Origin of the sequence: Micromonospora sp. KC207, assembly GCF_004348615.1 — a bacterium.
Taxonomy (GTDB): Bacteria; Actinomycetota; Actinomycetes; order Mycobacteriales; family Micromonosporaceae; genus Micromonospora.
The window spans coordinates 1-19,094 of record NZ_SMKJ01000050.1; the positions used below are offsets into that span (position 1 = coordinate 1).

18 protein-coding genes are annotated in these 19,094 nt (G+C 72.0%); 9 read left to right on the forward strand and 9 right to left on the reverse strand.

The window, feature by feature from the left end; genetic code table 11:
- Positions 1–341: 341 nt before the first annotated feature.
- The 4 genes from E1258_RS09075 to E1258_RS09090 all read right to left on the reverse strand — a co-directional run bounded on the left by E1258_RS09075 (position 342) and on the right by E1258_RS09090 (position 5,383).
- Positions 342–1,328: an aldo/keto reductase gene (locus tag E1258_RS09075; RefSeq protein ID WP_132398646.1), complete on the reverse strand. Its 987-nt coding sequence runs from the start codon at positions 1,326–1,328 to the stop codon at positions 342–344.
- A 96-nt stretch (positions 1,329–1,424) separates the two neighbouring features.
- A complete protein-coding gene (gene sepH / locus E1258_RS09080) occupies positions 1,425–2,507 on the reverse strand; it encodes a septation protein SepH (RefSeq protein WP_132398648.1) in 1,083 nt (360 codons plus the stop codon).
- A gap of 186 nt (positions 2,508–2,693) precedes the next feature.
- Positions 2,694–3,821, reverse strand: coding sequence for a phosphoserine transaminase (gene serC / locus E1258_RS09085; RefSeq protein ID WP_007074237.1), 1,128 nt, complete (start codon positions 3,819–3,821; stop codon positions 2,694–2,696).
- A 455-nt stretch (positions 3,822–4,276) separates the two neighbouring features.
- Entirely contained in the window at positions 4,277–5,383 is a 1,107-nt protein-coding gene (locus E1258_RS09090; protein WP_007074238.1) for a citrate synthase 2, read from the reverse strand.
- A gap of 277 nt (positions 5,384–5,660) precedes the next feature.
- Here E1258_RS09090 and pdxH point away from each other — a divergent pair, with 277 nt between their 5' ends.
- The 6 genes from pdxH (at position 5,661) to E1258_RS09120 (ending at position 10,941) form a co-directional block, all read left to right on the forward strand.
- Complete coding sequence (gene pdxH, locus E1258_RS09095) at positions 5,661–6,311, forward strand: pyridoxamine 5'-phosphate oxidase (protein WP_165949696.1); 651 nt, start codon at positions 5,661–5,663, stop codon at positions 6,309–6,311.
- Positions 6,308–7,615, forward strand: coding sequence for an MFS transporter (locus tag E1258_RS09100; protein WP_132398652.1), 1,308 nt, complete (start codon positions 6,308–6,310; stop codon positions 7,613–7,615). The genes pdxH and E1258_RS09100 overlap by 4 nt, the downstream gene beginning before the upstream one ends.
- A 74-nt stretch (positions 7,616–7,689) precedes the next feature.
- Positions 7,690–8,619, forward strand: a complete 930-nt coding sequence (locus tag E1258_RS09105; RefSeq protein WP_132398654.1) for an aldose 1-epimerase family protein — start codon at positions 7,690–7,692, stop codon at positions 8,617–8,619.
- A 15-nt stretch (positions 8,620–8,634) separates the two neighbouring features.
- Positions 8,635–9,237: a nitroreductase family protein gene (locus tag E1258_RS09110; RefSeq protein WP_007074242.1), complete on the forward strand. Its 603-nt coding sequence runs from the start codon at positions 8,635–8,637 to the stop codon at positions 9,235–9,237.
- Positions 9,238–9,443: 206 nt separating this feature from the next.
- Positions 9,444–9,749 (forward strand): type II toxin-antitoxin system VapB family antitoxin, encoded by a 306-nt coding sequence (locus E1258_RS09115; protein ID WP_036373846.1) that lies wholly within the window; start codon positions 9,444–9,446, stop codon positions 9,747–9,749.
- Between the two features lie 31 nt (positions 9,750–9,780).
- A complete protein-coding gene (locus E1258_RS09120; protein WP_132398656.1) occupies positions 9,781–10,941 on the forward strand; it encodes an acyl-CoA dehydrogenase family protein in 1,161 nt (386 codons plus the stop codon).
- A gap of 20 nt (positions 10,942–10,961) precedes the next feature.
- Here E1258_RS09120 and E1258_RS09125 read toward each other — a convergent pair whose 3' ends face one another.
- Positions 10,962–11,213 carry a flavin reductase gene (locus E1258_RS09125; RefSeq protein ID WP_132398658.1) on the reverse strand — a complete coding sequence of 84 codons (252 nt, stop codon included), beginning with the start codon at positions 11,211–11,213 and terminating at the stop codon, positions 10,962–10,964.
- 248 nt (positions 11,214–11,461) lie between these two features.
- Here E1258_RS09125 and E1258_RS09130 point away from each other — a divergent pair, with 248 nt between their 5' ends.
- Both E1258_RS09130 and E1258_RS09135 read left to right on the forward strand, forming a co-directional pair.
- The gene (locus tag E1258_RS09130; RefSeq protein ID WP_132398660.1) at positions 11,462–12,208 is read left to right on the forward strand and encodes a Scr1 family TA system antitoxin-like transcriptional regulator; all 747 of its coding nucleotides are present in this window, start codon (positions 11,462–11,464) and stop codon (positions 12,206–12,208) included.
- On the forward strand, positions 12,196–12,390 hold the full coding sequence (locus E1258_RS09135) for a DUF397 domain-containing protein (RefSeq protein WP_132398662.1): 195 nt from the start codon (positions 12,196–12,198) through the stop codon (positions 12,388–12,390). Before E1258_RS09130 ends, E1258_RS09135 begins: the two co-directional genes overlap by 13 nt.
- Positions 12,391–12,489: 99 nt before the next feature.
- Here the strand turns inward: E1258_RS09135 and E1258_RS09140 are convergent, their stop codons facing one another.
- On the reverse strand, positions 12,490–13,032 hold the full coding sequence (locus tag E1258_RS09140) for a DapH/DapD/GlmU-related protein (RefSeq protein ID WP_165949695.1): 543 nt from the start codon (positions 13,030–13,032) through the stop codon (positions 12,490–12,492).
- Positions 13,033–13,901: 869 nt separating this feature from the next.
- Between E1258_RS09140 and E1258_RS09145 the strand changes: the two genes are divergently transcribed.
- Positions 13,902–14,897, forward strand: coding sequence for an AfsR/SARP family transcriptional regulator (locus E1258_RS09145; protein ID WP_132398664.1), 996 nt, complete (start codon positions 13,902–13,904; stop codon positions 14,895–14,897).
- On the opposite strand, the gene E1258_RS09150 is transcribed toward E1258_RS09145, so the two are convergent.
- The 3 genes from E1258_RS09150 to E1258_RS09160 are packed head-to-tail and all read right to left on the reverse strand — an operon-like array spanning position 14,840 to position 18,780.
- The gene (locus tag E1258_RS09150) at positions 14,840–15,358 is read right to left on the reverse strand and encodes a flavin reductase family protein (RefSeq protein WP_132398666.1); all 519 of its coding nucleotides are present in this window, start codon (positions 15,356–15,358) and stop codon (positions 14,840–14,842) included. The two genes, E1258_RS09145 and E1258_RS09150, sit on opposite strands and share 58 nt — an antisense overlap.
- Before the next feature lie 7 nt (positions 15,359–15,365).
- Complete coding sequence (locus tag E1258_RS09155) at positions 15,366–17,558, reverse strand: tetratricopeptide repeat protein (protein WP_132398668.1); 2,193 nt, start codon at positions 17,556–17,558, stop codon at positions 15,366–15,368.
- A 13-nt stretch (positions 17,559–17,571) separates the two neighbouring features.
- Positions 17,572–18,780, reverse strand: coding sequence for a hypothetical protein (locus tag E1258_RS09160; protein WP_243715293.1), 1,209 nt, complete (start codon positions 18,778–18,780; stop codon positions 17,572–17,574).
- Between the last annotated feature and the right edge of the window lie 314 nt (positions 18,781–19,094).

A 19,094-nucleotide genomic window follows, 5' to 3' on the forward strand; every position in this document is an offset into this window, starting at 1 on the left:
GGTGTGGGCGGCCCGGGGGCGTCGCCGTCAGGGCGAGGCCGGTGCCGTGGCGCAGCGAGATGGACGAGCGGGCGCAGCGGGTGGCGGCGATCTCGGCCCGGGGCCCGGCGTGGTGCGGTCCGGTTCTGGGTCGACACTGCTTCGAATCGATTCGAAAGTACGGTAGACACCGATTCTCGTCGATGTCAACGTCGCGTTGTCCGAGTGGGCGTCGTGTTCTGGGCGCAGCGAAGGTCGTCGGGCCCGTGCTGGCGGGCGAGGTGGCCTTCCGCTGAACCCGGCCCGCCTGCCCCGACCCCCACCCCGCTGGCGGGGCGGGGGTCGGGAACGTCAGCCCGGGGTCACCAGGCCCATGCCTCCGGGCCCGGGCCGCCCTTGCCCACCGGCGGGAACAGCTCGTCGAGCCGGGCCAGCGCCGCCTCCTCGAGTCGGACGTCCAGCGCGCCCAGCGACCGGTCGAGCTGGTCGAGGGTGCGCGGGCCGATGATCGGCGCGGTGACCCCGGGCCGGGAGAGCAGCCAGCCGAGCGCCACGTCCGCCGGGTCGTGACCGAGGTCGGCGCAGAACTTCTCGTACGCCTCGATGGCCGGCCGGTGCGCGGCCAGGCTCTCCGCGGCGCGGCCGGAGGTGCTGCGGGCGGCCCCGCCCTCGGCCATCTTGCGCAGCGCCCCCGACAGCAGCCCGCCGTGCAGCGGCGACCAGGGGATGATGCCGAGGCCGTAGTGCTGGGCGGCCGGGATCACCTCCAGCTCGACGGCCCGGGTCAGCAGGTTGTAGATCGACTGCTCGCAGACGAGGCCGAGGAAGTTGCGCCGCTGGGCCGCCGCCTGCGCCTGCCCGATGTGCCAACCGGCGAAGTTGGACGATCCGACGTAGATGACCTTGCCCTGGGCGACCAGGGTCTCCATCGCCTGCCAGATCTCCTCCCACGGGGTGGCCCGGGAGACGTGGTGCATCTGGTACAGGTCGATGACGTCGGTCTGGAGCCGGCGCAGCGAGTCCTCGCAGGCCCGGACGATGTGCCGGGCGGACAGGCCCTGCTCGTTGGGCCAGTCGCCCATCTTGCCGTAGACCTTGGTGGCCAGCACCACCTTGTCCCGCCGCCCGCCGCCCTGGGCGAACCAGCGGCCGATGATCTGCTCGGTGATTCCCTCGCCGGTCTGCCAGCCGTACACGTTGGCGGTGTCGAAGAAGTTGATGCCATGCTCGATTGCCCGGTCCATGACGGCGAAGCTGTCCGGCTCGCTGGTCTGCGGCCCGAAGTTCATCGTGCCGAGGCAGAGCCGGCTCACCGACAGACCGGTGCGTCCCAGATTCGTGTACTCCATACGGTTCACCCTGCCACGGCGGGACTTCGAGTGCCTCGCCGCTCACCGCCCGCCGGGCGGCGCACGGATCGGCGCGCCGCCCGGCGGGCGGATGGATCAGGAGGACTCGCGGGCCGCCGGGCCGCTGCCGAACAGCACGTCGTCCCAGCTCGGCAGGCGCTTGCGTGGCTTACCGGAGGCGTCGGTGGACTCGCCGCCGGAGGCCGCCGCAGCGCCCGTGCGGCGGGGCCGGAGCACCGCCAGCGACGGCACAGCCGGGACCTCCTTCGGCGCGTCCGAGTCGTCGTCGAACGCGGAGCCCTGGCCGCCGCCGAGCAGGGCCGCCGCTCCGCCGCCGACCGGCCGCTGCCGGGGCGCGTCCGACCCGGCCAGCGCGGCCGGGGTACGCGGCTCAAGGCCCCGCCCGGACGTCGAGCCGAGCGGCCGGTCCAGCGAGGCGAGCAGGGCGTCGCGCCCGGCGCGGATCGGGTCCCGACCCGGGCGGCTGTGCTCGCCGGCCGCCGCCGGCAGCCCGTGCCCGCCCCGGCCCGGCTCGGCGCGCGACGGGCCGGGCAGCGCGTGGCCGCCCCGCTCCGGGGCCGGCTCCTGGCCGAGGATCGGGGTGGGGCGCTCGGCGCAGAGGTATTGCGCCATGTCGTCGTGCGGGACGACGTGCTGCCGGGTCTTGTCCAGGTCCCACACCGCCTGCGCGGTGGCCTTGCCCGACGGCCAGGTGGCGATGATCCGCCAGGTGCCGTCGTCGCGGCGGTACGCGTCCCAGGAGATCTTCTCGGTGTCGATCCCGTGCTGGGCAAGCCGGCCGTTGACCACCTCGGCCAGTGAGGTCGGCTTCTCCGCGCCCTTGAGCCGGGTGCGCCGGGCGTGCTGGGCGAGCATCGCCCGCTCCTGGAGCACCGGGCCCGCGTACCGCAGCACCCGGTCGACCGGGACGCCCGCGACGCGGGCCACGTCCTCGGCGGACTCGCCGGAGCGGATCTTGGCCTGGATGTCACGCGGGGACAGCGACGGCAGGGGGTCGGCGGCGTTCGGCACCACGGCGAGCGGGGGTGCGCCCGGCTCGGCGTGCAGGGCGCCGGCGATGCGCTCGTCGATGGGCAGGGCGAGCAGCCGCCCGACCTCGTCGGCGAGCACCAGAGCCTGGCCGTCCTCCGAGAGGGCGACGAAGCGTACTGGGCGCATGAGCGTTGCCTCCGTCCCGCTTCGCTGGCCGCGCGCCACGGGTCGGCCACCCGTGGCGTCCCGCACCACGGTACGCCCATCCGCAACCAGGTGGGGGACGCGACACCCGCATGTTGCGGATGAGCTGCGAAGATGATCACACTGGGTGGCTGCCGGCGCTGCGGCGGCCACCCAGTGTGACGATGCCTAGAGTCGCTCGACGACGTAGTCGATCGAGGCGGTCAGCGCCTCCACGTCGGCCGGCTCGACGGCCGGGTAGAGCGCGATCCGCAGCTGGTTGCGGCCCAGCTTCCGGTACGGCTCGGTGTCGACGATGCCGTTGGCGCGCAGCGCCTTGGCGATCGCCGCCGCGTCCACCCCGTCGGCGAAGTCGATGGTGGCGACCACGTTGGAGCGCAGCGCCGGGTCGGTGACGAACGGGGTCGCCACGGCGGAGCGCTCGGCCCAGCCGTACACGATGCCGGCGCTCTCGGCCGTGCGCTTGGCCGCCCAGGCCAGGCCGCCCTGCTCGTTCATCCAGTCGGTCTGCTCGGCGGCCAGGAAGATGGTCGCCAGCGCCGGCGTGTTGTAGGTCTGCTCCAGCCGCGAGTTGTCGATCGCGGTGACCAGGTCGAGGAAGGCCGGGATGTACCGGCCCGACGCCTTGATCTCGGCGGCCCGCGCCAGGGCGGCCGGCGACATCAGGGCCAGCCAGAGGCCGCCGTCGGAGGCGAAGCACTTCTGCGGGGCGAAGTAGTAGACGTCGGTCTCGGCGACGTCCACCGCCAGGCCACCGGCCGCCGAGGTCGCGTCCACCAGCAGCAGCGCACCCTCGTCGGCCCCGGCGACCCGGTTGATCGGCACCGCGACGCCGGTGGACGTCTCGTTCTGTGGCAGCCCGTACGCGTCGACGCCGGCCTCGGCGACCAGCGCCGGGGCGCTGCCCGGCTCCGACTTGCGCACCGTGGGCTCGCCGAGGAACGGCGCGTCCTTGACCGACTTGACGAACTTCGCGCCGAACTCGCCGAAGCTGGCGAACTGCGCCCGGTCCCGGATCAGGCCGAACGTCGCGACCTCCCAGAAGGCGGTGGTGCCGCCGTTGCCGAGGATCACCTCGTACCCCTCGGGGAGGGAGTAGAACTCGGCGATGCCGCGCCGCAGCCGGGCGACCTGGTCCCGGACGGTCTTCTGCCGGTGCGAGGTGCCCAGGAAGCCGGTCGCCGCGTCGGCGAGGGCGGAGACGGCCGCCGGACGGACCTTGGACGGCCCGCAGCCGAACCGCCCGTCGGCGGGCTTGATGTCGTCGGGAATCCGGATGGTCGGTGCGTCAGCCACGGTTGTCGAGATCCTTCCGCGTGGGCGGGGCCCGGTCAGGTGGTGGGTGAGCGGGCGCGGAGGACGCGTGCGTGGGCGCACGGGCGGCCGGATCCGAGCCCGGTCCGGCGGCACTGCCGAGCCCCCATCCTCGCACCCGGGCGAGCCCGGACACCCGGGGGTCCCGCCGTCGGAGCTGAGGCGTTTGACACATCCGCCCGGTTACGCCGCCACCTGACGCCCGGTCCCGCGCCGCCGCCCGCCTCCCGGTCGGGGGCCTTCCGCACCCGGTTCCGCAGCGCCGCCCGCCTCACGGTCGGGGGGCTTCCGCACCCGGGTACGCGGAGGGGCCCCGCCGAACCGGCGGGGCCCCTTCCGTCGCTGCGTCGACGGGATCGGACGGGCGTCGCGCACCCAGGTGGTGGGTGTTAACAGGGGCCCCTGCTATGCCGAAAGCGTTAACAGGGTGTCCTTCCTTACACGCCGTGCGGGATGGCGTCCCAACCCTCCACCTGCTGCGGCTTGCGGCTGCCCGGGCCGACGTACCGCGCGGACGGGCGGACCAACCGCTGGAGCTTCACCTGCTCCAGGATGTGCGCACTCCAGCCGCCCATCCGGGCGCAGGTGAACATCGAGGTGAACATGTGCGCGGGCACCTCGGCGAAGTCCAGCACCACGGCCGACCAGAACTCGACGTTGGTGGCGAGCACCCGGTCCGGGCGGCGGGCCTGCAGCTCGGCCAGGGCCGCCTTCTCCAGCGCCTCGGCGATCTCGAAGCGCGGCGCGCCCAGTTCCTTGGCGGTGCGGCGCAGCACCCGGGCGCGCGGGTCCTCGGCCCGGTAGACCCGGTGGCCGAAGCCCATCAGCCGCTCGCCCCGGTCCAGGACGCCCTTGACGTACCCCTCGGCGTCGCCGCTGCGCTCGACGGCCTCCAGCATGCTCAGCACCCGCGACGGCGCCCCGCCGTGCAGCGGGCCGGAGAGCGCGCCGATGCCGGAGGAGATGCAGGCCGCGGCGTCGGCGCCGGTGGAGGCGACGATCCGGGCGGTGAAGGTGGAGGCGTTCAGGCCATGCTCGGCGGCCGAGATGAAGTACGCGTCGACGGCCTTGACGTGGCGCGGGTCGGGCTCGCCGCGCCAGCGCTTCATGAAGCGCTCGACGATCGTCTCCGCCTTGTCGATCTCCTTCTGCGGCACGGCCGGCAGGCCCAGGCCGCGCGCGGACTGGGCGACGAAGGAGAGCGCGGTGACCGAGACCCGGGCGAGGTCCTCGCGGGCCTGCTCGTTGGAGATGTCGAGGAGTTGGCTGAGCCCCCAGTACGGGGCGAGCATCGCGACGGCGGACTGCACGTCGACCCGGATGTCGCCGGAGTGCACGGGCACCGGGAACGGCTCGGCCGGCGGCAGGCCGGGGCCGAAACGGCCGTCGACCAGCAGCGCCCAGACGTTGCCGAAGGAGACCTGACCGATCAGATCCTCGATGTTCACGCCGCGGTAGCGCAGCGCGCCCCCCTCGCGGTCCGGTTCGGCGATCTCGGTTTCGAAGGCTACGACGCCCTCCAGGCCCGGTTTGAAGTCGGCCATGCGCTCTCTCCTGGATCTGCTCGGTGCGCCCGCCTGGGCTCATCCGGCCGGCCGAGCGCCTTTAGGTGACCCTCAGGGATGTGTTCGTGACATCTTGCCTGCTGGGTAACCGAGTCCGCGACCCACTGCGACTGTGCTGCACACGACATCCCCGCCGGTGGACAAGCGTGTGAGCTCGGTGAGACTGGGCGGGAGGGGCTGGCCAGCGTCGCCGAGGGTAACGAGGCCACCGAGGGGGAGGTTAGCTGTGACGGGTGACACACCGGTACCGGTCGGCATGCGTAACGAGTACGCCGCCGACCTGGGCCTTTCCGAGTCGGACCTGGCCGCCGACTGGCACGCCCAGTTCCGGCGCTGGTTCGCCGACGCGGTGGCGTCCGGCCTGCCCGAGCCGAACGCGATGGTGCTCGGCACCGCCGACGCCGCCGGCCGCCCCAGCGGCCGTACCGTCCTGCTCAAGGGGTACGACGCGCAGGGCTTCGTCCTGTTCACCAACCACGGCTCGCGCAAGGGCGTGGAGGCGTTGGCCAACCCGTACGCCAGCCTGGTCTTTCCCTGGTTCGCCATGCAGCGGCAGGTGGTGGTCGCCGGGCGGATCGAGCCCGTCGACCGGGCCGAGACGGAGGCGTACTTCGCCATCCGGCCGCGCGGCTCGCAACTCGGCGCCTGGGCCAGCGAGCAGTCGCGGGTGATCCCGGATCGGGCCGCGCTGGACGCCGGCTACCGGGCGGCGGCCGAGCGGTTCGCCGACGTGGACCCGGTGCCCGCGCCCTCGCACTGGGGCGGCCTGCGGGTCCGCCCGGAGACGGTGGAGTTCTGGCAGGGCAGGGCCAGCCGGCTGCACGACCGGCTGCGGTTCCGTCGCACCGCGCCCGTCCCCGGCCCGGCGGGCGACGGCCGATGGGTCGTGGAGCGGCTCGCCCCGTGACCGCCGTCAAGGAGACCCGGGCGCGCGGGGCGCGCCGCTGGGCGATCGACCTTCGTCCGCTGCGGGTGCCCGTGTACCGGCGGCTCTGGCTCGGCAGCAGCGTCGCGATGCTCGGCTTCCAGCTCACAGCGGTGGCCGTGCCGGTGGAGATGTTCGCGCTGACCCGGGACTCGTTCTGGGTCGGGCTCCTCGGCGTGGCCGCGTTCGTACCGCTGCTGGTCTTCGGGCTGTGGGGCGGTGCGGTGGCGGACGCCCGGGACCGGCGCGCGGTGCTGCTGGCGAGCCAGCTCGTGCTCTGGATGTCGATGCTGGGGCTGCTGGTCCAGGCCGTGTTCCGGGTGGGCAGCCCGGTGCTGCTGCTGGCCCTGGTGGCGTTGCAGTCGGTCGGCTTCGCGATCAGCGGGGCGGCCCTCACCGCGAGCCTCCCCCGGCTCGTCCCGGCCGAGCTGGTCCCGGCCGCGAGCACGCTGAACTTCACCACGCACACCGCCGCGTCCGTGTTCGGGCCGCTGCTGGCCGGGCTGATCTTCGCGGCCCGGGAGACTGGCGTCGCGCTGCCGATCGCGTACGGCGTGGACACCGTCTTCTTCACGGCGGCGCTCTGGGCCACGCTCCGGATGCCGGCCCTGCCGCCGGAGCCGGACCCCGACGGCGACGGCTCGCCCCGCCGGGCCGGTTTGGCCAGCGTCGTCGGCGGGCTGCGCTACCTGACCACCACGCCGGTGCTGCTGCTCTCCTTCGCCATCGACCTGATCGCGATGGTGCTGGCGATGCCCCGGGCCCTCTTCCCCGAGGTCGCCGAGGAGCGCTTCGGCGGCGGTGCGGCCATCGGCTGGCTCTACAGCGCGATCGCCATCGGGTCGATGCTCGGCGGGCTCACCTCGGGCTGGATCGGCCGGCTCCGCCGGCAGGGGCTGGCGCTGGTGTGCGCCGTGGTCGGCTGGGGGGTGGCCGTCGCCGTTGCCGGGCTGGCCCGCCAGTTGTGGCTGGTGGTCGGGCTGCTCGCCGTGGCCGGCGCAGCCGACCTGGTCAGCGCCGTGCTGCGGCAGACGATGCTGTTGGTGCACGCGCCGGACCGGATGCGGGGCCGGCTCCAGGGCGTGAACACGGTGGTGGTGGCGGGCGGGCCCCGCCTCGGCGACCTGCGGGCGGGCGCGATGGCCGCCGGCTTCGGCACCGGCGTCGCCTGGGTCGGCGGCGGCCTCGCCGCGGCGGTGCTCGCGGTGCTGCTGGTGGCGGTCTTCCCGGCCCTGGTGCGCTACCGGGCCGCCGCGTCCGGTGCGCCATCCGAGGCGCGGGGGTGACCGACAGCCGCGTGGTGCGGGGAGTGGCCGACCGCGCACCCCGTGCGCGGAAGTGACCGACTAAGGTCACCGCCATGCAAAAAGCCGCATCCCGCCCGCCATCAGGCGCACAGTGGACCATTTCCGCCGCCGGCCACGAGGCCGTCCTCGTCGAGGTGGGTGGCGGCCTGCGGACGTACCGGCACGACGGTGTCGACTACCTCGACGGGTACGCCGCCGACGAGCTCTGCCCCGGCGGGGCCGGGCAGGTGCTGGCCCCCTGGCCGAACCGCATCCGCGACGGCCAGTACGCGTTCGGCGACCGGTCGTTGCAGCTCACGCTGACTGAGCCGACCCGGGGCAACGCCCTCCACGGCCTGGTCAACTGGGTGCCGTGGCACCTGATCGAGCAGGCCGACGACGCCGTGACCCTCGGGTACGACCTGCCCCCGCAGCCCGGCTACCCGTGGGCGCTGCGGCTGCGCAACCGGTACGTGGTCGGCCCGGAGGGCCTGCGCGTAGAGCACGAGGCGACCAACGTCGGCGGGGAGCGCTGCCCGTTCGGGTACTCGATGCACCCGTACCTGCAACTGCCCGGCGTGGCGGTGGACGACCTCGCCATGCGGGTGCCGGGGAAGCTGCGGGTACAGGTGGACGGGCGGCTGCTGCCGGTCGGGGCGACCCCGGTCGCCGGCACCGAGTACGACTACACCAGTCCCCGGCGGATCGGCGACGCGGTGCTCGACACGGCGTTCGGCGACGTGGTCCGCGACGCCGACGGCGGCTCCTCGGTGACCCTGGCCGCCCCGGACGACGCGGCAGTGACGGTCTGGGCGGACCGGGAGTTCGGCTGGTGGCAGGTTTACACCGGGGACACCCTCGGCGGGGAGCGGCACCGCCGCTCGGTGGCGATCGAGCCGATGACCTGCCCGCCGGACGCGTACCGCTCGGGCAAGGACGTGATCACGCTGGAGCCGGGCGACACCTGGCGGGGCGCCTGGGGCATCCGGCCCGGGGCCAACTAGCGGCAAGGGGGCGGCGTGGAGTTCGCCGAGGTGCTCCGGCGGCGGCGGATGGTGCGCAACTACGACCCGGACCGTCCCGTCCCGCCGGAGGTGGTGCGGCGGCTGCTCGACCACGCCGTCCGCGCCCCGTCCGCCGGGTTCGCCCAGGGCTGGGGGTTCCTGGTGCTGGAGGAGCCGGCGGACCGGGAGCGGTTCTGGGCGGCGACCACCCCGGACGGCGGCGGTCGCGAGCGGTGGCTGGCCGGGATGCGGCGGGCCCCGCTGATCGTCGTGCCGCACGCCAACCGCGCGGCGTACCTGGAGCGGTACGCCGAGCCGGACAAGGGCTGGACGGACCGCGCGAAGGAACGCTGGCCGGTGCCGTACTGGTACGTCGACACCGGCTTCGCCGCCCTGCTGATGCTGCTCACCGCCGTGGACGAGGGGCTGGGGGCGTGCTTCTTCGGTATCGCGGCGCAGCGCAGGCAGGCGTACCGGGAGGCGTTCGGGGTGCCGGCGGAGTACGACCCGGTCGGCGCGGTCACCGTGGGCTACCCGGCACCGGACCACCGGTCGTCGTCGCTGCGGCGGGGGCGTCGCCCGGTCGACGAGGTGGTCCGCTGGGGCCGCTGGAGCTGACGTCTGACGGCGTCGATCGGTCGGCCGGTTCGGCGTCGGCCCGGTCGGGGTGTCGACGGTCGCGAAAGCGACATGAGGGTGTAAAACGCGGTGTGGCGGGGGCGGCTACGCTGGCACGGTCATCGGTGCCGTGGCGCGCGGTGCCACGCCGCGAGCCGATCCGGCGCAGTGGATCGGCCCGGTCAGGGGGAGGGGAGCGTGCCGTCGTGATCTTCAGAGCGGTCCGGGACGGGCGTCCCTATCCGGAGCACAACCTGACGCTCAAGCAGTGGGCGGAGATTCCGCCGCGTCCGCTGCGGCTGGACCAGTTGATCACCACCAAGCGCGAGTTGGCGCTGGACAAGCTGCTCGCCGAGGACTCCACCTTCTACGGGGACCTGTTCCCGCACGTGGTGCAGTGGAACGGCGGGCTCTACCTGGAGGACGGGCTGCACCGCGCGCTGCGCGCCGCCCTCCAGCAGCGCAACCAGATCCACGCCCGGGTGCTGGTGCTGTCCGGCCAGCTCGAGTAATCCGCTCCTGAGCCTTCGTTAAGGTTGCGGAATGACTCCTGTCGACCTGCTGGACCTGGACTCCCTCCTCGACGACGAGGAGCGTCAGATCCGGTCCGTCGTACGCCGGCTCGTCGACGACCGGGTCCGGCCGCACGTCGCCGAGTGGTACGAGCAGGGCCAGGTGCCGGCCCGGGAACTGGCCCGGGAGTTCGGCCGGCTCGGCCTGCTGGGCATGCACCTGACCGGGTACGGCTGCGCCGGTTCCACCGCCGTCGCCTACGGGTTGGCCTGCCTGGAACTGGAGGCCGGCGACTCCGGCGTGCGGTCCCTGGTCTCGGTGCAGGGTTCGCTGGCCATGTACGCGATCTGGCGCTACGGCAGCGAGGAGCAGAAGCAGCGCTGGCTGCCCCCGATGGCGACCGGTGAGGCGATCGGCTGCTTCGGGCTGACCGAGCCCGACCACGGCTCCGACCCGGCGTCGATGGTTACCCGCGCCCGCCGCGACGGCGACGACTGGCTGCTGCACGGCGGCAAGATGTGGATCACCAACGCGCCGGTCGCCGACGTCGCCGTGATCTGGGCCCGCGCCGAGGAGGGGGTGCGCGGGTTCGCCGTGCCCCTGGACACGCCCGGGGTGTCGGTGCGCGAGATCCGGCGAAAGATGTCGCTGCGCGCCTCCGTCACCGGCGAGATCTCGCTCGACGGGGTCCGGCTCCCGGCTGACGCCCTGCTGCCCGGGGCGGCCGGGCTCAAGGCCCCGCTGAGCTGCCTCACCGAGGCCCGGCACGGCATCGTCTGGGGCGCGCTCGGCGCGGCCCGCGACTGCCTGGAAACCACCCTGGGGTACGCGACGACGCGCACCCAGTTCGGCCGGCCGCTCGCCGGCTTCCAGCTCACCCAGGCCAAGCTCGCCGACATGGCGGTCGAGTGGCAGAAGGGCTTCCTGCTGGCGCTGCACCTGGGTCGGCTCGCCGATGCCGGAAAGCTGCGCCCCGAGCAGGTCAGCGTCGGCAAACTGAACAACGTCCGGGAGGCGCTGGCCATCGCCCGGCAGTGTCGGACCATCCTCGGCGCGAACGGCGTCTCCGGCGAGTACCCGATCATGCGGCACGCCAACAACCTGGAGAGCGTGCTCACCTACGAGGGCACCTCCGAGATCCACCAGCTCGTCATCGGGCAGCGGTTGACGGGGCTCAACGCGTTCGCCTGACCTGCTCGGGCCGGGCGCGCTCACCCGCGGGCCCGCGCCCACGACAGGAAGCGCTCGGTCAGCCCGGCCGGCGGCGCGCCGGGCGTCAGCCGCGCTAGCTGCTCCTCGGCCTCGACCTTGAGGGTGGCCAGGTAGATCAGCAGGGCGGTGCGGTTGCCCCGGTACTCGGTCAGCAACGATAGCCGCGCCGTGCCGCAGGGCCACGGGTGGCCGCAGGCGCCGCACAGCCAGACGGGGCGCACGGGCAGGTGCGGGCGGGGAATGCTAACCATCAGCACCACTCCCGCTTAATCCGGTACGTCATGACCGCCCCTCTCCGTGTGTCTGCCCCTGGAGAGGGGGCCGCCCGCCCGTCGCGCGCAGGAAGGACCAGGGCGGCCCCCTCGACGGACGCGCCCGCCGGGGTCACCCCTCCACCGGCCGCGCCGTCCTGCCCTTGACCTTGCCGACAGTTGCGGAGCATGCACACTGCGTTTCAGTATGTCTTCCGGGCGTGCAGGACGTTGCGGGAGGTCAGGGGATGAACAGGTCCGTGCAGTTGGCGATGGCGGAAACCGGTCACACCGCCGAGAGCCTGGCAGCCGAGATAGGCGTGGACCCCAAGACGGCGGCCCGATGGGCGAGCCACGGACGGATCCCGCAGACCAGGCACCGCGCCAAGGTCGCGCAACTTCTCGGCAGGGACGTACTGGAGCTGTGGCCGGACGTGCTGCGCCGAAAGGAACCGGCGTGGTTCCGCCCATGGACGGAGATCGAACGCGAGGCCACCGGCCTGAGATGGTACGAATCCGCCGTTCTGCCTGGCCTCCTCCAGACCGAAGCCTATGCCCGGGCGGTTCTCATGAGCGGCCCGCTGCGTTCCGAAGCGGACGATCATGTCGAGTCCCGTCTCCGGCGGCAGGCTGCGGTCTTCGACCGCCCTCGCCCCCCGATGACGGTCTTCGTGATCGACCAGGCGGCGTTGCTCCGAGGTCATCCCGACGTGATGGATGCCCAGCTCGATCACCTCGTGACCATGGCACAGCGTGCCACCGTCATGGTGCACGTGCTGCCACTGAGCGCCGGCCTGCACGCAGGTCAGGCGGGGCCGTTCATCATCGCGAACACCCCGGACGGCGAGGATGTCGGCTACCTCGATGACCAGGCTGCCGGGCGCGTGACGAATGAGGTTGCTCCACTCTGGGCGGTCTGGGATACCGTCAGGTCAGTCTCGTTGCCGCGAGACCAGACCATCGACCTGCTGAGGGCGAGAGCATGGACGATCTGATCGGTGCGCGGTGGCGGAAGTCCACTCGCAGCAGCTCCAACGGCGGCGCGTGCGTCGAGGTCGCCGACAATCTTCCGGGCGTCGTCGGCGTACGGGACTCGAAGGACCCCAACGGGCCGGCGCTCGCCTTCGGGCCGCTCGCGTGGCGCGCGTTCGTCGCGCACGTCACCAAGCACCCCTGACCCGTCGCGCGGTGACGATGAGTGGCACCCGGAGCGGGGCCCACCTTCCCTGATCGGGCAGGATCCTGTGCCCCGCCCGACCGCGGCCGGCGAGGTGGTTCACCACTGGCGGCGCGTGGTTGCCTTGGGGCCGGTGACCAGGGTTGCCGGGGGAACGTCGTCGGCCACCACCGCGCCGGCGGCGACCACGGCGTCACGGCCGATGCTGACGCCGGGCAGGATCGTGGCGCCCGCGCCGATCCACACGTTCTCCGCCACGTCGATGGGCGCGCCGGTGAGATACAGCCGCCGCTGTTCGGGGTCGACCGGGTGGCCGCTGGTGACGAAGGTGACCTTCGGGCCGACCATCACGCGCTCGCCGAGCCGGATGCCGGCGTAGTCCAGGAACGTGCAGTTCTGGTTGATGAACACGCGCTCGGCAAGGTCGAGGTTGAGGCCGTGGTCCGTGTAGAAGGGCGGATAGACGGTGACGCCCCTCGGCAGCGGCTTGCCGAGGATCTGTGCGAACAGCTCGGCTTTGCCCGCCTCGTCCTCGAAGGGCAGGACGTTCAGGCGGGAGGTCAGTTCGGTGACCCGCAGGACCCGGGCGGCCATGGCCTGGAACTCGGCGCTGTGGATGCGCATGAGACGGCCGCTGGGCATGCCACGACCTTATGGCGTGCCGGGAACCGGAGACGGCTCAGGGCCTCCTGCGGCGGGCTGTCGCCGTAGTGACGCTGACAGGTGGCGATCTCGACGTCATCAACCTGACGTGACCACTTGGCCAGTCAGCGGGAGAGACGGCGTGGCCTGGTCCGCAACCGCCTGAGGTGGACCAAATTCTCGTCCTGCATTTCATCGAAGCCAACAGCTACGCAGGATGAAAAGGATCAGCCTGTTCGTATGGGTCGCTCCGAAAAATCCTGATCGGTCGAATATGGCGGCTTTATGTGATTCATGTGTGTCGAATTCTGTGAATTCCTTGTGGAGATCGTCCGGGTTCTGTTGAAAGTGAGTCGCCCAATCGCGTCCGCATCGACATCTCAAGATCATGATGTGACTGCCGGGATGCTGAATGTTGCCCACGAGGTCCTGCGGCCGGGCTGGTCCAGGGTGGTGCCCACCGCTCCACCTGCGGCGATGTCGGCAGTGCGACACATGGTCCGCGCGTGGTGTCGGGGGCTTCCGGGGCGGTGTCGGTGTGCTCCCGCCCGGGCGTTGGCCGCGACGGGTGGCGCGGTGACGGGGGTGCGGCCACCCATGTGGTCATTTCGCGAGTCGCGGCCATTCAACGATCTTGAAATAGCGGTTTCTTCAGCCTTGTTGCCCGTTCACTCGCCGCGTTGCTATCATCGCTTTCGGCTGTGGTGACCAATTTATTTCGAGTTTGTTTCGTCGGTTCTGGCGCCGCTCGCACGTGGTTGTGGCTGCCTGCTCGCAATATCGCAACCGGAGGGTACGGATGCCACAAAAAATGGGCTGCGCTTTGCCTGGTCGCCTAACTATCGGCGAGAATTGGCGCCCTTTCTGCCATGCCTGAGGCCGTGCCGCTCCGGGGCCTGCGCTTCGGCATCCTGGGCGCGCTGGAGGTGTTCCGCGACGGCGAGCCGTGCGCCCCGACCGCCCCGCTGCAACGCGCGTTGCTCACGCTGTTGCTGCTGCACGCCAACGAGCCCCTCCCAGTTTCCAGGATCGTCGACGGGCTCTGGGACAACCGGCCACCTCGGTCGGCCGTCGCCGCGCTGCAGATGTACGTCAGCGCGGTGCGCCGGATCCTCACCCCGAACTGGGCCGGGTCCGGCCCCGGCCGGCAGCACCCGATTCTGCTGACCAGGCCGTTCGGTTATGTCATCCGGGTCGGCAACGACCAGCTGGACGTGCACCGGTTCCGGTCTCTCGCCACGGAGGGGCGTCGCCAGCTCAGCGAGGGCCGATGCGCCGAAGGCGGGGAACTGTTCCGGCGGGCCCTGGCGGTCTGGCGGGGACCGGCGCTGTTCGACGTTGGCCGGTCCGACGCGATCGGACGGCACGCCGTTCGCCTGGAGACCGAACGGCTCGCGCTGCTGCAGGAGCGGATCGGCGTGGACCTGTGCCAGGGCCGGAGCTTGGAGTTGGTTGGCGAGTTGGAGGAGCTCTGCGCCCGGTATCCGTTGCGGGAGAGCTTCCATCAGCAGCGGATGCTGGCGCTCTATCTCTCCGGGAGCCGGGCCGAGGCGTTGGGCGCCTACCAGTCGGCCCGCCGGACGATGGTCGACGAGGCCGGGATCGAGCCCGGGCCGGGACTGCGCGCCCTACAGCGGGCGATCCTCACCGGATCGGCAGCCCCGTCGCTGCACTGCTCAGCGATCCGGTGCGCGACCTGCCTGGCCCAAAGCGATGCGGACCGGCCGCAGACCGGCCGCGGCTGCGGGACGACGGGCTGCCGGGCCAGCCACGGACACCCCGCTGACCTCGGCCGGGCCACCGGCGGTCAGGGCGACTGGGCCGGCCCGGCGGAGGTCAACCGCCAGTCCAGGGCCCGTCGGTAGTAGACAAGCGGTTCGCCGTCGGCGAGACCGCCCCGGGCGACCTCGCCGATGACGACCGCGTGGTCGCCGTGCTCGAAGACCCGCCGACGCAGGCAACGCAGGTAGACGGGCATCGCGTAAAGCCGCGGCACCGTTTCCTCCCAACCCCAGTCCAGCCCGGCGAACTTGTCGTCGCCGTGGCCGGCGAACACCCTCGCGACCTGACAGTCCTCGGCACCCAGCAGGTGTACGCCGAACTCTGCCTCACTCAGGAGCGTGCGGTACGAGCGTGACTTCCGGCCGATGGACATCAGGAGGGAGGGCGGACGGACGCTGTAGGAACAGATGGACGAGACGAGCAGGCCGCCAGGTGTGCCGTCCGGACGACGGACGGTCACCACCGCGACCCCGGAGACGAGTCTCGCCATCGCCTCCGTGAACACCTCAGCGACCGGCGGGGCAGTCCGCTCCCGGGTGGTCATCGACGCCTCAGACCGTGGCCGGCGTGGACATGGCGGCGAGGCAGGCGTCGAGCCGGTCGGCCGCGTCGGCGTCGTCGGCGACCGCGAGCACCGCGCGGTAGTCCCCAGCGGCCTCCGCGAACCGGCCCGCCGCTTGGTGCACGAGCGCCCGGTTGTACCGGATCTCCGGTGTGTCGAGCAGCTCCAGCGCACGGTCGAAATCCGTGATCGCCGTTGTCAGGTCGCCGGAGCCGTAGCGGAGACCGCCCCGCAGCGCCCACGCCTCGGCCAGCCCGGCGTCGACCCCGAGCGCGGCGGTCAACGCCTGGTGGGCCGCGTCGGTCTCACCCCGCTCGGCCAGCACCCGGCCGCGCAGGCAGAGCAGGTGGGCGTTGTCGGGCGCGACGGCCAGACCGGCGGTGACGTCGGCCCAGGCGCCGTCGAGGTCGTCCAGGTCGCACCGGAGTCCGGCCCGGTTCACCCACGCCGAGACATGCTCCGAATCCAGTTCGAGCACCCGGTCGAGGTCGGCGAGAGCACCCTCGGCGTCGTCCAGTTCGAGCCGGGCGTCGGCCAGGTTGTAGTACGCCTCCGGGAACGGTGGGGAGAGCAGCAGCGTCTGCTGGTAGTCCTCGATCGCCTCCGCGTTGCGGCCCAGCCGGCGCAGGACGTTGCCCCGGTTGAAGTAGTGGTCGGGGAAGTTCGGATCGGCGTCGATGACGAAGTTGTAGTCGGCGAGGGCCTCCTCCAGCCTACCGAACATCCCGTACACCTGGGCCCGGTTGTAGCGCAGCCCGGTCCGGTGCAGCATCTGCTCCTCGGGTTCGAGTTCCCGGTCGAGCAGGGCCATGCCCTCGTTCAGCAGCTGCAGCGCCGTCTCGGGCCGCCCCTGCCGGGTTTCGACCAGAGCGAGCCCGTTGCGCTGGAACGCGGACTGGAAGGCGCGCTCCTTGGGATCGGGCAGCAGCGATGCGATGGCGATCGCCTGGTTCAGCCAGCGACGGGCCCGCTCGGGATCGCGCCGTTCGTCGTCGTAGTGCCGGGCGAAGAGCATGGAGGTGCCATACGCCGCGTGCATGTGGATGGCCGGATCGATGGAGATGGTGCGGGCCTCGTCGTACAGCGCCTCGGCCTCCTGGGCCCGGCTCGTCGCTGCCAACGAGGTGGTCACGTCACCGGTGAGATCCCACCAGAGGTCCGGGGCGTCCGCCAGGTCCAGCACCGCCCGGCCCCGCATGCCGAGTTCCACCGTGGCGTGGTACAGGCCACGGTTCTTGCAGTACACCTGCGCGGCCCGCAGTATCCCCGCGATCTCGGCCGGCGAACCGGTTCCCCGCTCGGCGTGGAACGGGACCGCGCCGAGCAGCAGCGACGGCTCGGTGCGGGAGACGAGGACGGCCTTGCGCTCGTCGTGCAGCGCGGCCCGGTCGGCGGCGGAGATGCTCCGGTACGCGGCCAGTCCGGTCGGATCGTCGTCGAGGCATTCGGTCGCCACGTGCGCGTGGGCCAGCTCGTGGATCGCCGCGTCATCCAGGCCGGCCAGAATGGCCCGGTCGGCTTCGGTGTCCCCGTCGCCGGGCGTCTCCCCCTCCTCGCGGGTCGCGTTTCCCTCCTGGCCGGTTGTGGCCCCGCCCGCCAGGGCAGTGTGGTGGATCGTCCGTTCTCGTAGGGTGGCCGGCAGCGAGACGCTGACCGGTCCGGGCGGTTCCAGCATCGCGTCGGTGCCCGTCTCCACCACGACGGTCAGCCGCGCCGCGTCCAGCCGCCGGAGCAGCACGGCGACGAACTCGCGGTCGGTCGGGTCGGCCTCCTGCATGTTGGCGAACACGACGGTGCGTGGTGCGCCGTCGAGGGCCGCGAGGTAGTCGCGGATGAACTCGGTCAGCCCGTGCGCGATCCGCAGAGTGTGCAGCCGCGCCTGGTAGCGGGTCCGTGCCTCCGAGGTCGGCCGATGCTCCAGGGTGGCGCGGATGTGCGGCACCGCGCCGTCGAACTCGGGTGCGGCGGTCAGGATCTCGATGTGGTGCCGGGGCCCCAACTCGGGACAGCGCGCCAGCGCGTCGGTGCCGATCGCGCGCACGAGCTGACCCGCTGCCGTGTAGGGACCCCGGAGCCGGCGGTGGGCGTCGATCCGGGCGAGCAGCGGGGGAAGCTCCAGCCTCCCCCTGAGCCGGTCGTGGTCGGCCCGGCGATTGGCGGCGATCCAGTGATGGCTGCCCATGATGACGCCCCTTTCAGGTGATGACGTGCTGGAACTCCTGGGCTCTGCGCTGCCGCCGCTCCCGTACCGCCAGCCAGACGGTGAGCAGGATCTGTGACAGGTTCAGGCCGAGGAACAGCATCGAGTCGATGAGCTGAGCGCCGGTGGACCCGGAGAATCGACCGATCGCGCCGGCGAACATCCGATAGATGGCCGGGGCCACCGCGACGACGAAGAGCGCCAGCGAGAAGGTGTAGCCGGCGACGATCAGCCAGGAGTACCAGCCGGCGGCGCGGCGGTCGACGGGATGCCACTGCGTCTCGTCGGCCATCCGTTCCCGGCGTCCCACAGCGGCGAGCACGCGGTTGCGCAGCAGCCGTTTGGCGGTGGTGTGCAGGTCGACGCAGCCGAGCAGGGTCGTGACCAGGACGTACAGGTCGGTACGCAGGTAGAAGAACAACTGCCAGGCGAGCCGGAGCAGAGTCGCGAATGCCAGCGCGAGGCAGACCCGGCCGACGGGGGAGAACGCGCCGTCGGAGGACCTGGTCAGATCGGCGACCAGGGTGAGGGTGCTGAGCGCCAGCCCGTCGAGCAGCATTCCGGCCAGGATCGGCAGGTAGCGCTGCCGGCGGGGCACAGTGACCAGCCCGTCGAGGTTGGTCTCCAGGACGACGTAGTAGAACCGGCGTCCGACGCTGACCCGTGATCGGAGGCCGAGTCGGCGGGCGGCCAGGACGTGGAACACCTCGTGCAGGACGATCAGGGGGATCGCGCCGGCGGCCAGGGCCAGCTCGATCACGGTGAAGTACTCGGTGAAGAAGAGATGCCGGTAGGTAGGCAACAGATCCGGCGAGCGGATCATCGCCAGGACCGCCCAGGCGACCAGGAGGCCATATCCGACGAGGGCGGGCGGGGAGAAGAGCGCGGTGCCCAGCCGCTGCCCGCGTACCGGGGCTGGGTCGTCGACGACCCCGGCCTGCGCGATGAAACCCAGCTCGTCCAGGGCGGCTAGCACGTGTTCGATGTCGGCGCTCTCGCCGTACTCGCTCCGGTACCACCGGTCCACCTCGTTGGGTGTGTCACCGGCTGCGAGCCGCCGGACCAACTCCGCGCCGTCGCTCGGGAAGATGCCGTACGAGTCGGTGTCCCTCCGGCCGATGGTCACCTCGTCGCCGTCGGCGAGATAGACCAGCGGGTGGAGGACCACTCTGCTGTCCTGGTCGTACCCCACTCCGGTCTCCACCGGTCCCACCCTTCCTCGGCCGGCCATGGAAAATGGTGTGACGCCGGGCGTGGGCGTCCAGTCCGCGCCCACGCCCGACGTCGTACCCCGTCAGAGCTTGCTGGGGTACGTGGTGCAGGCGGCGGTGGTCAGCCGGACCGGACCCGCCTTGCGGATCTTGATCTTCTTGAGCTCCTTCTTCTCCATTGGTGTGCCTCCCCTCTGTGACTCGGATCTGACTCGATCCACGTTGGCGGGTGCCGCCAAAGCCCCGCCAATACGCCCCCAAACGACGGCGGCACGGCCAGCCAGGGGCGGACATGGGAAGCAAAACC

Bases quoted from the DNA above. Each gene is read 5' to 3' on its own strand.
- E1258_RS09155 (WP_132398668.1), bottom strand. From the start codon at position 17,558: ATGGGCAGCCATCACTGGATCGCCGCCAATCGCCGGGCCGACCACGAC.
- E1258_RS09140 (WP_165949695.1), bottom strand. From the start codon at position 13,032: ATGCCCAGCGGCCGTCTCATGCGCATCCACAGCGCCGAGTTCCAGGCC.
- pdxH (WP_165949696.1), top strand. From the start codon at position 5,661: ATGCGTAACGAGTACGCCGCCGACCTGGGCCTTTCCGAGTCGGACCTG.
- sepH (WP_132398648.1), bottom strand. From the start codon at position 2,507: ATGCGCCCAGTACGCTTCGTCGCCCTCTCGGAGGACGGCCAGGCTCTG.
- E1258_RS09130 (WP_132398660.1), top strand. From the start codon at position 11,462: ATGAACAGGTCCGTGCAGTTGGCGATGGCGGAAACCGGTCACACCGCC.
- E1258_RS09135 (WP_132398662.1), top strand. From the start codon at position 12,196: ATGGACGATCTGATCGGTGCGCGGTGGCGGAAGTCCACTCGCAGCAGC.
- E1258_RS09145 (WP_132398664.1), top strand. From the start codon at position 13,902: ATGCCTGAGGCCGTGCCGCTCCGGGGCCTGCGCTTCGGCATCCTGGGC.
- E1258_RS09125 (WP_132398658.1), bottom strand. From the start codon at position 11,213: ATGGTTAGCATTCCCCGCCCGCACCTGCCCGTGCGCCCCGTCTGGCTG.
- E1258_RS09150 (WP_132398666.1), bottom strand. From the start codon at position 15,358: ATGACCACCCGGGAGCGGACTGCCCCGCCGGTCGCTGAGGTGTTCACG.
- E1258_RS09090 (WP_007074238.1), bottom strand. From the start codon at position 5,383: ATGGCCGACTTCAAACCGGGCCTGGAGGGCGTCGTAGCCTTCGAAACC.
- E1258_RS09105 (WP_132398654.1), top strand. From the start codon at position 7,690: ATGCAAAAAGCCGCATCCCGCCCGCCATCAGGCGCACAGTGGACCATT.
- E1258_RS09120 (WP_132398656.1), top strand. From the start codon at position 9,781: ATGACTCCTGTCGACCTGCTGGACCTGGACTCCCTCCTCGACGACGAG.
- E1258_RS09075 (WP_132398646.1), bottom strand. From the start codon at position 1,328: ATGGAGTACACGAATCTGGGACGCACCGGTCTGTCGGTGAGCCGGCTC.